The organism is Nonomuraea sp. NPDC050310 (assembly GCF_040655795.1).
Classification (GTDB): domain Bacteria; phylum Actinomycetota; class Actinomycetes; order Streptosporangiales; family Streptosporangiaceae; genus Nonomuraea.
In genome coordinates, this window is sequence record NZ_JBFAKP010000016.1 from 63,256 (window position 1) to 75,680 (window position 12,425).

Sequence of the window (12,425 nt, forward strand, 5' to 3'; positions counted from 1 at the left end):
CGGCGCAGTTAAAGGGAAGCGTCAACAGCCTCAGGCGACAGCACATGGTCCAACACCATGACCGCACACCCACTGATCCCCGCAGCCGCCCCCAGCCGGCTGGGCTCGATGCGAAGACGACGAGTGGCCAGCGCGGTGGACCGCCGGTAGACGACCTCACGGATGCTGGAGACCAGGGGCGCGAAGGCCTCGGCCACGTCCCCGCCCAGCACGACCACCGCGGGGTTGAGGATGTTGACCGCCCCCGCCAGCACCTCGCCGATCCGCCGGCCGGCCTCGCGCACGATGGCCATGGTCTCGGCGTCCCCGGCTCGCACCAGGGCGGTGATGTCGTCGATGTCCTTGACGTCCTTGCCGGCCGCCCGCAGGTCGCGCAGCAGGGCGGTGCCGGAGGCGACGGAGTCGACACAGTCGATGTTCCCGCAGCGGCACAGCACGCCCCCGCCGTCGCGCACGGGGATGTGGCCGATCTCGCCGGCCGCGCCCAGGGCACCCCGCAGGATGTGGCCGCCGGCCACGATGCCGGAGCCGATCCGGGTGGAGATCTTGACGAAGAGCAGGTCGCCGGTGTCGTCGGCGTACAGGCCGCGATGCTCGCCGACGGCCAGGACGTTCACGTCGTTGTCCACCAGGACGGGCACGTCGAAGCGGCGGCGGATGATCGGCGGGATGACCACGCCGGTCCAGGAGGCCATGACGCGGGCGCTCTCGGTGCGGCCTTCGGCGAACTCGACGGTGGCGGGCACGCCCATGCCGACGCCGCGGATCATCGAGCGGGGCCGGTCGCCGAGGAGTTCTTCCCAGGTGTCCATGAGCAGCGGGAGGACGACGTCGGGGCCTTCCTCGACGTCGATGTGGAAGCGCCGCCCGGCGAGCTCGCGGCCGGCCAGGTCGCAGACGGCCACGCGGGTACGGCTGGCGCCGAGGGCGGCGACCAGCACGACGCCGCCGGAGGCGTTGAACTCCAGACGGACCGGTGGCCGCCCGCCGGTGGAGGGGGCGTCGGTGCGCTCGACGACGAGTCCGCGTTCCAGCAGTTCGCCGACGCGGAGGGCGACGGCGGGGCGGGACAGGCCGGTGACGCGGCCGATGTCCGCCCGCGTGACGGCTTCCCCGGTGCGGATGAGGGTCAGGACCTCTCCGCTGGTGGCGAGCGCAGCCGTACGTCTGGACATCGACTTAGTGAACCACAGATACCTAAGTCATGAAAAGTCCAAGCTTATGTATCTCAAAATGCAAAACTCGGGTTGAAGTCTCACCCAAGTCTGGTTAGTGTCCGGGTTGTCCGTTCATCAGGAGGCTCCCGTTGTCCCCCCTTGCCACTGAGGCGCCCGCGCCGACCCCCGCCGATCTGATCGTCTTCGGCGGCACCGGCGACCTGTCCATGCGCAAGCTCATCCCCGCGCTCTTCCACTCCGACCTCGAGGGCCGCCTGGCGCCCGAGACGCGGATCATCGCGATGTCGCGCGGCGGACTGGACGACTCCGACTTCCGCGGCAAGGTGGACGCCGACGTCGCCGGGCAGGTACCGGACGACGCGAGCGCGTGGCAGCGCTTCCTGGGCCGCCTGCACCACGTCTCGGTGGACGTGGGCAGCGACGACCAGAGCGGCTGGGACCGGGTGAAGGACATGGTGGCCGCGCACGAGGGCCGCGACCGGATCTTCTACCTGGCCAGCCCGCCGATGACCTTCGGCCCGTTCTGCCGGGAACTGCACGAGCAGGGCCTGATCACCGCCGCCTCCCGCGTCGTGCTGGAGAAGCCGCTGGGCCGCGACCTGGCCAGCTCGCAGCGGATCAACGACGAGGTCGGCCAGTACTTCGGCGAGAACCAGATCTTCCGCATCGACCACTACCTGGGCAAGGAGACGGTCCAGAACCTGCTGGTGCTGCGCTTCGCCAACGCCTTCCTGGAGCCGATCTGGAACTCTCTCTGGATCGACCACGTGCAGATCACCGCCGCCGAGACGGTCGGCACGCCGGGCCGGCGCGGCTACTACGACCACGCCGGCGCGCTGCGCGACATGGTCCAGAACCACCTGCTGCAGCTCCTGACCCTGGTCGCGATGGAGCCGCCGGCGCGCAACGACCGCGAGGCGATCCGCGACGAGAAGGTCAAGGTGCTGCAGGCGCTGCGCCCGATCCAGGAGGCCAGCGAGGTCGCCCGCTTCACCGTCCGCGGGCAGTACGCCGAGGCGGCGGGCATGCCGTCCTACCTGGACGAGCCGGCCTCGACGCCGACGACCGAGGCGTCGAAGCGGGTGGAGACCTTCACCGCCATCCGTGCCGAGATCAAGAACTGGCGCTGGGCGGGCGTGCCGTTCTACCTGCGCACCGGCAAGCGCATGCCGTACCGGCGCAGCGAGATCGTGGTGCAGTTCAAGGACGTGCCGCACTCCATCTTCCCCGGCGGCTCCCCCAACCGCCTCGTGCTGCGCCTGCAGCCGGAGGAGGGCATCGAGCTGCACATCATGGCCAAGGAGCCGGGCGCGGGCGAGGTGAGCCTCAAGCCGGTGCCGCTCAAGCTGAGCTTCGGCCAGACCTTCACCACCCGCGTCCCCGAGGCCTACGAGCGGCTGCTGTCGGACGTGCTGGCCGGGAACCCGACGTTGTTCATGCGCCGGGACGAGGTCGAGGCCGCCTGGCGGTGGATCGACCCGATCCTCGCCGCGTGGGAGTCCACGCCCGAGCTGCCCGAGCCCTATCCCGCCGGTTCCACCGGCCCCGCCGGAGCCCACGAACTGCTCGGCCGCAGCGGTCGCGCCTGGCACGAGGAGTGAACGTGCACGAGATCATCCAGCAGGTCACCGACCGCATCGCCGAGCGCAGCCGCGCCAGCCGTACCGCCTACCTGCGGCGGATCGAGCACGACGGCGAGCAGGCGCGGGCCAAGGGCCCGGCCCGCGCGCACCTGGGCTGCGCCAACCTCGCGCACGGCTTCGCCGCCGCGCCCGAGGGCGACAAGCTGCTGCTCAAGTCCTCCGCCAAGCCCGGCGTGGCCATCGTGACCAGCTACAACGACATGCTCAGCGCGCACCAGCCGTACGAGACCTACCCCGCCGAGCTCAAGCAGGCGGTACGGCGGGCCGGCGGCGTGGCGCAGGTCGCGGGCGGCGTGCCGGCGATGTGCGACGGCATCACCCAGGGCCGCGCCGGCATGGAGCTGTCGCTCTACAGCCGGGACGTGATCGCGATGGCGACGGCCATCGCGCTCTCGCACGACATGTTCGACTCCGCGCTGCTGCTCGGCGTCTGCGACAAGATCGTGCCGGGCCTGCTCATCGGCGCGCTGCACTTCGGCCACCTGCCGGCGATCTTCGTCCCGGCCGGTCCGATGACCTCCGGCCTGCCGAACAAGGTCAAGGCCCGCACCCGGCAGCTCTTCGCCGAGGGCAAGGTCGGCCGCGAGGAGCTGCTGGACGCCGAGTCGAAGTCCTACCACTCCCCCGGCACCTGCACCTTCTACGGCACCGCCAACTCCAACCAGGTGATGGTCGAGGTCATGGGCCTGCACCTGCCGGGCGCGACCTTCGTCAACCCGCACACCGAGCTGCGCCACGCGCTGACCGAGGCGGCGGGCGCGCGGGCGGTGGAGATCACCGCGCACGGCGCGGAGTACGCGCCCGTCGGCCGGGTCGTGGACGAGAAGGCGATCGTCAACGCCTGCGTCGCGCTGCTGGCCACCGGCGGCTCGACCAACCACACCCTGCACCTGGTCGCCATCGCCGCCGCCGCGGGCATCGCGCTGACCTGGGACGACCTGGCGCAGCTCTCGAATGCCGTGCCGTCGCTGACCAAGATCTACCCCAACGGCCAGGCGGACGTGAACCACTTCCGCGACGCCGGCGGCATGCAGGCGCTCATCGGCGACCTGCTCGACCACGGCCTGCTCCACGGTGACGTGCTCACCGTCGCGGGCCAGGGTCTCGACCACTACCGCTCCGAGCCGGCGCTGAAGGAGGGCACGCTGGTCTGGACCGAGCGTACGGCAGGCAGCGCCGACACCGAGGTGCTGCGCCCGGTCGCCGAGCCGTTCGCCGCCGACGGCGGCATCCACATGGTCGACGGCAACCTCGGCTGCGCGGTCAGCAAGGTCTCGGCGGTCAAGCCCGAGCACCTGGTGATCGAGGCGCCGGCCAAGGTCTTCGACGACCAGCTCGACCTGCTGGCCGCCTTCGAGCGCGGCGAGCTGGACGGCCAGGACTTCGTGGCGGTCATCCGCTACCAGGGTCCCTCGGCCAACGGCATGCCCGAGTTGCACAAGCTCACCCCGCCCATGGCGGTGCTGCTGGATCGCGGCCAGCGGGTGGCGATCGTGACCGACGGCCGCATGTCGGGCGCGTCGGGCAAGGTGCCCGCGGCGATCCACCTGTCGCCCGAGGCGGCCGACGGCGGGCCGATCGCGCTGGTGCGCGACGGTGACGTCATCCGGCTCGACTCGGCGGCCGGCACGCTGGAGGTGCTGGCGGACCTGTCCGGCCGCGAGCCCGAGGGACGCGCGCTGAGCGACGCCGAGTGGGTCGGGACCGGCCGCGAGCTGTTCGCCGCCTTCCGCCGGATGGCCGGTCCGGCCGAGCGCGGCGGCTCGGTGTTCACCGTGAGCGGGGCCGAGCACCCCGACCACGGTCCGGGCCGCGGCTTCGCCGCCCCCGCCGGCGCCTCCCACGCGGAAACCACCCGATGAGCTCGATGACGGCTCCGTGGCTGGTCGCCGACATCGGCGGCACGAACGCGCGCTTCGGCCTGGTCACCGAGCCCGGCGGGCGTCCTGAGAAGGTCGCCGTCCTGCCGGTCGCCGGCTACCCGACCCTGCCGGACGCCGTGGCCGCCTACCTGGAGCGCAACGCGGCAGGCGTCCGTCCCGAGGCGGCCTGCCTGGCGATGGCCGCGCCGGTCGAGGGCGAGCGCTACCACCTGACCAACGCGCACTGGGCGGGCTCGACCCGCGACCTGGGCATCGACCGGGCCTACCTGCTGAACGACTTCGCGGCGCTCGCCGCGGCCCTGCCGTACCTGGAGGAGGAGGACCTGGTCCCGCTCGGCGGCCCGGCGCCGGGGCACGGCGTCAAGGCCGTGCTGGGGCCGGGGACCGGGCTCGGCGTCGGCGGGCTGGTGCCGGTGGCCGGCGGCTGGGTCGGCGTGCCGTGCGAGGGCGGGCACGTGACCGTGCCGGTGGCCGACGCGCGGGAGCTGGAGATCGTCCGGGTCCTGCAGGCGCGCGGCCGCGGCCGGGTCGAGGCCGAGGACCTGCTGTCCGGGCCGGGCCTGGTGCGGCTGCACCAGGCGCTGGCCGAGGTGAACGGGGTCGAGGCCGCCGAGCTGAGCTCGGCCGCCATCGCCGAGTGCGGCGACGCGTTGTGCGAGGAGACCGTGGAGGTCTTCTGCGCGATGCTCGGCAGCTTCGCCGGGAACGTGGCGCTGACCCTGGGCGCCAGGGGCGGGGTCTATGTCGGCGGCGGCGTGCTGCCCCGTATCGTCGAGCGGGTGCGGGCCAGCCGGTTCCGCGAACGTTTCGAGACCGGGCCGGCGGAGTACCTGTCGGCCATCGCCACCACCTTGATCGTCGCCTCGCAGCCCGCCCTGACCGGCGCGGCGGCCTGGCTGAACCAGGAGATGTCCTCATGAGCCTGCTCGACCTCGCCCCGGTGATCCCGGTCGTGGTGATCGACGACGCCGAGACCGCCGTCCCGCTGGCGCGGGCGCTGGTGGCCGGAGGGTTGCCGGTGATCGAGGTGACCCTGCGTACGGCGAGCGCCCTGGAGGCCGTCGCGCGCATCGCCGCCGAGGTGCCGGACGCGGTGATCGGCGCGGGGACCGTCCGCAGCGCCGCCGACGTGGCCGCCTCGGTGGCCGCCGGGGCGAAGTTCCTGGTCTCCCCGGGTACCACCCCGGCGCTGGCCGACGCGCTGCTGGGCAGCGGCGTGCCGTTCCTGCCCGGCGCCGCGACCGCCTCCGAGGTCATGGCGCTGGCCGAGCGCGGGCTCAAGGAGCTGAAGTTCTTCCCCGCCGAGGCCGCGGGCGGCCTGCCGTACCTGAAGTCGCTGGCCGGCCCGCTGCCGGACGTGCGTTTCTGCCCGACCGGCGGGATCCGGCCGGAGACCGCGCCGGCCTACCTCGCGCTGCCGAACGTCGGCTGCGTGGGCGGCACCTGGCTCACCCCGGCCGACGCGCTGGCCGCGGGCGACTGGGGGCGGATCGAGAAGCTGGCCGCCGAGGCCGCCGCACTGCGCTGACCTCCCGGCGCCGGACGGCCCGTGACTCCCCTGCGGGGTCGCGGGCCGTTCGCGTTTCCCGACGTAATACACAAAATGCGAATGTGATGATTTTTCGCTTTTATGTGGTGACGCTAGGTGGGGAAAATCACATTACCGTCACGGATAGTTCTAGTTCGCACCTTATTGGATGAAACGGTTGTGACACCCGAGAGTGGGTGTAACACTCAAAATCGAGCGCAGGATGGGCCGGGGCCGACCAGCGTTCACGACCCGGACTACCAGGAGGTGGACACGATCGGGAGAAATACCTGATCCAGGGTGGGGAAAAATTGATATGTCGTTGAATCCGCGTCTCGTCAAAGAGAGTTTCTCCGTCGTCGAACCCGTCGCCGACAAGGCCACCGCCTACTTCTACGGCCGTCTCTTCGCCGAGAATCCACACCTGCGGGGAATGTTCCCGCCGGCCATGGACCTGCAGCGCGACCGGCTTTTCAGCGCGCTGACCCGCATCGTCTGGAGCCTGGACAGCCCGGACGGCATGGCGTCCTACCTCGGGCAGCTCGGCCGCGACCACCGCAAGTACGGGGTGGTCGCCGAGCACTACACCGCGGTGGGCAACGCGCTGCTGGCCACCATCCGGCGCTTCGCCCGCGACATCTGGACCAGCGAGATCGAGGCCGCGTGGGTGGCCGCCTACACCGCGGCGGCGAACCTGATGATCGACTCCGCGGACGCCGACTCCGGGGTCTCGCCGGCCTGGTGGCTGGCGGAGGTGGTCGACCACGAACTGCGCAGGCCGGACATCGCGGTCGTCACGCTGCGGCCCACGCAACGCCTGCCGTACACGCCGGGACAGTACGTGACCGTGCAGACCGCCCGCTGGCCCCGCGTGTGGCGCACCTTCTCCATCGCCAACGCGCCACGCCCGGACAACACCGTCCGGCTGCACGTGCGCGCGATCGGCGGCGGCTGGGTCTCCACCTCCCTGGTCCGGCACACTCGCATCGGCGACACGATCATGCTCGGCCCGCCGGTCGGCACCATGGGACCGCCCGAGCGCGGCAACCGCGACGTGCTCTGCGTGGCCGGCGGCACCGGGCTCGCGCCGATCAAGGCGATCATCGAGCACATCATCGGCTCCGGCCGCCGGCCCAACATCCACCTGCTGTACGGCGCGCGGACCGCGGAGGAGCTCTACGACCTGCCGGACCTGATCCGGATGGAGTCGGCCTTCCCCTGGCTACGCGTCGTCCCCGTGGTCTCCGACCAGCCCGGCTACGAGGGCGTGCGCGGCTACCTGCCGGACGTGGTGGAACGGTTCCACTCCTGGTCGGAGCACCAGGCTTACGTCTGCGGGCCGAGCGAGATGGTCAACGACACGGTACGGCGGCTGCAGGTCGGCGGCCTGCCGCTGACCCGCATCCACCGCGACGTGGTGCACGGCGAGAGCTAGCCGGCGGCGGTGAAGGCCCGCGCCGTCTCCTCGTCGGCCGGCCACAACGTCTCGATGGCCAGCTCGGAGACGGTCACGTCGAGCGGGGAGCCGAAGGTGGCGATCGTGGTGAACATCGACAGCACCCGCTCCCCGTCCCGCACCCGGATGGGCAGCAGGATGTCGCCGGGCCCGGGCACGTGCGCGACGTTGAGCTGCACCCCCGGGTAGCGGTAGCCGGCCAGCTCGTCGTGCAGCTCGGTCAGCCGGCCGTCCCCGGACGCCTCCGCCTGGCGGCGCACCCGGTGCAGCAGGTGGGCGCGCACCTCGGCCAGGTTGGCCAGGCTGCGCGCCATGCCGTCCGGGTGCAGGGTCAGCCGCAGCACGTTGACCGGGTCGCCCTCCAGCAGCTCGGGCTTGACCACGCCGGCGAAGAAGGCGCTCGCAGAGTCGTTGGCCGAGACCAGGTTCCAGGCGGCGTCCACCACGACCGCCGGGAACGGGTTGTGCGCGTGCAGGATCTTCTCGATCGCCTGCCGTACCACGCCCATCTCCGGCGCCAGCACCTCGCGCTCGCGGAAGGCGGGGGCGAACCCGGCGGCCACCAGCAGCCGGTTGCGGTGACGCAGGGGCACGTCGAGCTCCTCGGCCAGCTTCATCACCATCTCGCGGCTCGGCCGGGCACGGCCGGTCTCCAGAAAGCTCACGTGCCGGGCCGACACCTCGGCCTCGATGGCCAGATCGAGCTGGCTCACCCGCCGCCGCTGCCGCCACGACCGCAACAGCTCCCCGAACGATTCCTCGTGTACTGCTGGCGCTCCCATGCCCGGCACGTTACCGACTTATGGGAAGGGCAGCGATTACCTGGGAGGTAACCGGCGGGCAAATCCCGTAGACCCCGGCGATTGTCGGTAGCCCGTGACACCATGGCCCAATCGAAGGGAGCATGAGATGAGTGACGCGCTACTCGCCATCGGCACCCGAAAGGGTCTGATCCTGGCCACCGCCCGCGACGGCGGTCCGTTCGAGGTCCAGCCCATCCAGTTCTCCACCGTCGGCGTGCACAGCGTGGCGATCGACACCCGCGGCGAGCGGCCCCGGCTGCTGGCCGGCATCGAATACGGCCACTTCGGCCCGTCGGTGATGTACTCCGACGACCTCGGCGCCTCCTGGCAGGAGGCCGACAAACCGCCCGTGGCCTTCCCCGAGAGCACCGGCGCCACCCTGGAGAAGGTCTGGCAGCTGCTGCCCTCCCCCAGCGAGCCCGGCGTCGTCTGGGCCGGGGCCGAGCCGGGCGCGCTGTTCCGCTCCGAGGACGGCGGCATCACCTACCAGCTCGTCGAGGGGCTGTGGGAGCACCCGCACCGGCCGCAGTGGCATCCCGGCGGCGGCGGGCTGTGCCTGCACACCATCATCAACCACCCGACCGACCCGCAGATCCTGGGCGTCGCCATCTCCACCGGCGGCTTCTACCGCAGCACCGACGGCGGCCGCACCTGGGAGGCGGCCAACCGCGGCATCCGCGCCCCGTTCCTGCCCGAAGGGCAGCAGTATCCCGAGTTCGGGCAGTGCGTGCACAAGGTCGGCATGCACCCGGCTCGTCCCGAACGACTCTTCCTGCAGCACCACTTCGGCGTCTACCGCAGCGACGACTTCGGCGGCACCTGGACCGACATCGGCTCCCCGCTGCCCTCCGACTTCGGCTTCCCGGTCGTGGTCCACCCCGAGCGGCCCGACACCGTCTACGTGCTGCCGCTCCACGCCGACATGGACCGCACGCCCGTCGGCCACCGCTACCGCGTCTTCCGCAGCGACGACGCCGGAGACACCTGGGAGCCGATGGCCTCCGGCCTGCCCGAGGGGCCGGTCTACGGCACCGTCCTGCGCGACGCCCTCACCGCCTCACCCGCCGGGCTCTTCTTCGGCACCCGCGACGGCTTCGTGTACGGCTCGCGCGACGACGGCGAGAGCTGGTTCGAGGTCACCCGCCACCTGCCCGACGTGCTCACCGTCCGCGCGGCGGTGCTCTAGCCGATGAGCAAGGTCGCGACGATGGTCGTGTTCGTGCTGCCCGCGACTTTCCGGCACTGGGTGGGCGGCGACACCGAGGTCAAGGTCTTCGCCGTCGGCGCCCCGCCCACCCTGGGCTCGGCGCTCGACACCCTGCGGCGCACCCACCCCGACCTGGAGGGCCGGCTCCGCGACGACGACGGACGCATCCGCCGGCACATCAGCATGGTGGTCTGCGGGGAGTACGCCCGCGGCATCGGCGACCTCGACTGCGCCCTCCCGCCGGGCGCCGAGGTCTTCGTCCTCCCCGCCCTGGCCTGACCCGGGGCGGGGGGACACCCCGTGAGCGTCAGGGCGCGATGCGCCCGTTGGCCACGAAGGCGGCGTGGGTCAGCGGCATGAGCTCCGCCCAAGCCGCCTCCATCTTCTCCGCCACCATCTCGATCTCCCGCTGCGGGAAGGACGGCACCTTGGCCAGCTCGTTCTTCGTCCGCAACGACAGGAAGTGCATGAGCGCCCGGGCATTGCAGGTGGCGTACATCGACGAGTACAGCCCCACCGGCAGCACCGCCCGGGCCACCTCGCGGGCGATCCCGGCCTCCAGCATCTCCTGGTAGGCCGCGTACGCCTGCCGGTAGGCCTGCTCCATGCTCTCGCTGACCAGCTTGTGCTGCTCCGGCGTGCCGTCGACGAACTCGTAGCGTCCCGGCTTGCCCTCCTGGACGAGCTTGCGCTCCTCGCCCGGGATGTAGAACACCGGCTGCAACTCCCGGTAACGCCCGCTCTCCTCGTTGTAGGACCACACGCGATGCCGATGGAACTCGCGGAAGACGAAGATCGGGGCGCTGACGAAGAAGGTCATCGAGTTGTGCTCGAACGGGCTGCCGTGGCGGTCGCGCATGAGGTAGTTGATGAGGCCCTTGGACCTTTCGGGGTCCTTGTGCACCTCCTCCAGCGACTGCTCGCCGGCCGTCGACACCCGGGCCGCCCACAGCACGTCGCTGTCGGAGGCGCTGTGTTTGACCAGCTCAACCGTCACATCGCTCAAGAAACGCGGCTCCACCGAGATCCCCCTTCGCTCGCCGTCGGACCGCGGCCATCCTAGTCCCGCGGCCGGAACTTGATGCTTCAAGTTTCCTGGCGGTAGCCTGCGTCCACCTAACACTTGAAGGGTCAACCAATGGATGTGTTCCTCTGGGTCCTGCAGATCCTGCTCGGCCTGATGTTCCTGGTCGGCGGGCTGGTCAAGGCCTTCGCCCCGAAGGAGAGGCTCCAGCCCCGCACGCCGTACGTCGAGGACTTCACGCAGGGGCAGGTGCGGATGATCGGCGCGGTCGAGGCGCTGGGCGGGCTCGGCGTGATCCTGCCCTGGGCGACCGGGATCGCGCCGGTGCTCACGCCGATCGCGGCGCTCGGCCTGGCCGTCACGATGGCCGTCGCGGCCCGGGTGCACGTGCGCAGGAAGGAGCCCTTCACGGTTAATCTGGTCATCGCGGCGGTGGCGATCGTCATCGCGATCGGACGGTTCTGACGGTTCTGACGGATCTGAGGGGGCGCGTTGGCAGAAGATGCACGGGCCTCCGAGGATCTTGACGAAGTCGAGCAGCTCGCATGGCAGGGCCTGCTCGCGGTGATGCTGGTCGGCATCCCCCAGGTCGAGCGGACCTTCCGCGAGCGCGGGCTGGTGCACATCGAGTACGCCCTGCTCAACGGCCTCAACGTGCAGTCGATGACGCTCAGCGAGCTGGCCAACCTGTCGAACGTGTCGATCAGCCGGTTGAGCCACCGGATGAGCAAGCTGGTCGACCGGGGCTACGTGCTGGTCCGGCCCTCCGAGGCCGACGGCCGGGTCAGCGTCGCCGAGATCACCGACCGCGGGCGCGAGCTGCTCGCCGAGATCGCGCCCGCGCACACCCGGGCCCTGCGGGAAGTGATCTTCGATCATCTGTCGAAGGAACAGGTGGCCGCCCTGGCCGAGACGATGCAGCACGTCGGCGCCAGACTGGGCGCCTGCATGGGCCGCAACCTCCAGCCTTGACACCGGGCTCAGGTACGGCTCGCGCGCCAGAAGGCGGTGGCTAGCAGGAGCCAGCCGCAGCCGTTGGCCAGGGTCGAGACCGCTCCCCCGGCCAGGATCACCGGAAAGGCCGCGACCATGGCGATCGCCGCCCAGCGGGGTGTGCCTCCGCCTCGCCAGAAGGCGATACCCATCAGGATGGCCCCCGCCGCCATGCACGGCACGAACAGCGCTCCGGCCAGCAGGGGCGCGGCGAAGCCGTCCAGCTCGCCGAGGAGGCGCTCGACCTGCGGCACCTGGCCGCCCAGCACCCGGTGGGCGGCCACCGCCGTGGCGTCGTAGCCGGCGCCGCTGAAAGCGGCCGCGCCGAAGCCCAGGACGGTGAGGACGAGGCCGGCCGTACCGGTCCGGCGGGAGGCGCGCCTGGCCCGCAGGCCCAGCACGATCGCGCCCGGGACGGCGACGACGGCGAACAACAGCAGCATGACGAAGGCCACCTGCAGGCGGCCGGTCCCGGCCGCCGCCTGAGGGATCCAGACGGGTGCCGGCGCCGAGAGCTGGTACGGCACGGCGAAGGCCCAGCCGGCCATGGCCAGGGGGCCGAGCGGGGGCAGGAGCGCCGTCAGGCGCGGAGGTGCGGCGACGGCCGCGGGGGTGGTGGTCATACCCGAAACGCTAGGAAACCGGGAGGGGCGGCCACATCGGTGCTGACCCCGATTTCGCCGCCACCGACCACGCCGGGCCATCTGAGG

Annotated in this window: 13 protein-coding genes; 9 read left to right on the forward strand and 4 right to left on the reverse strand. The window is 71.4% G+C overall.

Annotation, left to right across the window (positions count from 1 at the left end):
• Positions 1-8: 8 nt before the first annotated feature.
• Entirely contained in the window at positions 9-1,175 is a 1,167-nt protein-coding gene (locus AB0I67_RS30020; protein WP_357930071.1) for an ROK family transcriptional regulator, read from the reverse strand.
• A gap of 131 nt (positions 1,176-1,306) precedes the next feature.
• Here AB0I67_RS30020 and zwf point away from each other — a divergent pair, with 131 nt between their 5' ends.
• The 5 genes from zwf to AB0I67_RS30045 all read left to right on the forward strand — a co-directional run bounded on the left by zwf (position 1,307) and on the right by AB0I67_RS30045 (position 7,667).
• Positions 1,307-2,779, forward strand: a complete 1,473-nt coding sequence (gene zwf, locus AB0I67_RS30025) for a glucose-6-phosphate dehydrogenase (RefSeq protein ID WP_357930073.1) — start codon at positions 1,307-1,309, stop codon at positions 2,777-2,779.
• Positions 2,776-4,683 carry a phosphogluconate dehydratase gene (gene edd, locus AB0I67_RS30030; protein ID WP_357930075.1) on the forward strand — a complete coding sequence of 636 codons (1,908 nt, stop codon included), beginning with the start codon at positions 2,776-2,778 and terminating at the stop codon, positions 4,681-4,683. Before zwf ends, edd begins: the two co-directional genes overlap by 4 nt.
• Before the next feature lie 5 nt (positions 4,684-4,688).
• Positions 4,689-5,624 carry a glucokinase gene (gene glk, locus AB0I67_RS30035; protein ID WP_357930078.1) on the forward strand — a complete coding sequence of 312 codons (936 nt, stop codon included), beginning with the start codon at positions 4,689-4,691 and terminating at the stop codon, positions 5,622-5,624.
• A complete protein-coding gene (gene eda, locus AB0I67_RS30040) occupies positions 5,621-6,232 on the forward strand; it encodes a bifunctional 4-hydroxy-2-oxoglutarate aldolase/2-dehydro-3-deoxy-phosphogluconate aldolase (protein WP_357930081.1) in 612 nt (203 codons plus the stop codon). The genes glk and eda overlap by 4 nt, the downstream gene beginning before the upstream one ends.
• Positions 6,233-6,548: 316 nt before the next feature.
• Entirely contained in the window at positions 6,549-7,667 is a 1,119-nt protein-coding gene (locus tag AB0I67_RS30045; protein WP_357930084.1) for a globin domain-containing protein, read from the forward strand.
• On the opposite strand, the gene AB0I67_RS30050 is transcribed toward AB0I67_RS30045, so the two are convergent.
• Positions 7,664-8,470 carry a helix-turn-helix transcriptional regulator gene (locus AB0I67_RS30050; RefSeq protein ID WP_357930086.1) on the reverse strand — a complete coding sequence of 269 codons (807 nt, stop codon included), beginning with the start codon at positions 8,468-8,470 and terminating at the stop codon, positions 7,664-7,666. The genes AB0I67_RS30045 and AB0I67_RS30050 overlap by 4 nt on opposite strands.
• Before the next feature lie 127 nt (positions 8,471-8,597).
• On the opposite strand from AB0I67_RS30050, the gene AB0I67_RS30055 reads away from it, so the two are divergent.
• A complete protein-coding gene (locus tag AB0I67_RS30055) occupies positions 8,598-9,677 on the forward strand; it encodes an exo-alpha-sialidase (RefSeq protein WP_357930089.1) in 1,080 nt (359 codons plus the stop codon).
• A gap of 3 nt (positions 9,678-9,680) precedes the next feature.
• Positions 9,681-9,977 carry a hypothetical protein gene (locus AB0I67_RS30060; protein ID WP_357930092.1) on the forward strand — a complete coding sequence of 99 codons (297 nt, stop codon included), beginning with the start codon at positions 9,681-9,683 and terminating at the stop codon, positions 9,975-9,977.
• Between the two features lie 28 nt (positions 9,978-10,005).
• Here AB0I67_RS30060 and thyX read toward each other — a convergent pair whose 3' ends face one another.
• On the reverse strand, positions 10,006-10,695 hold the full coding sequence (gene thyX / locus AB0I67_RS30065) for an FAD-dependent thymidylate synthase (RefSeq protein WP_357930094.1): 690 nt from the start codon (positions 10,693-10,695) through the stop codon (positions 10,006-10,008).
• Positions 10,696-10,836: 141 nt separating this feature from the next.
• Here thyX and AB0I67_RS30070 point away from each other — a divergent pair, with 141 nt between their 5' ends.
• Positions 10,837-11,187 (forward strand): DoxX family protein, encoded by a 351-nt coding sequence (locus AB0I67_RS30070; RefSeq protein WP_357930097.1) that lies wholly within the window; start codon positions 10,837-10,839, stop codon positions 11,185-11,187.
• Between the two features lie 27 nt (positions 11,188-11,214).
• Positions 11,215-11,694 carry a hypothetical protein gene (locus tag AB0I67_RS30075; RefSeq protein WP_357930099.1) on the forward strand — a complete coding sequence of 160 codons (480 nt, stop codon included), beginning with the start codon at positions 11,215-11,217 and terminating at the stop codon, positions 11,692-11,694.
• Between the two features lie 8 nt (positions 11,695-11,702).
• On the opposite strand, the gene AB0I67_RS30080 is transcribed toward AB0I67_RS30075, so the two are convergent.
• Positions 11,703-12,338 (reverse strand): hypothetical protein, encoded by a 636-nt coding sequence (locus tag AB0I67_RS30080; RefSeq protein WP_357930102.1) that lies wholly within the window; start codon positions 12,336-12,338, stop codon positions 11,703-11,705.
• Positions 12,339-12,425 lie beyond the last annotated feature (87 nt).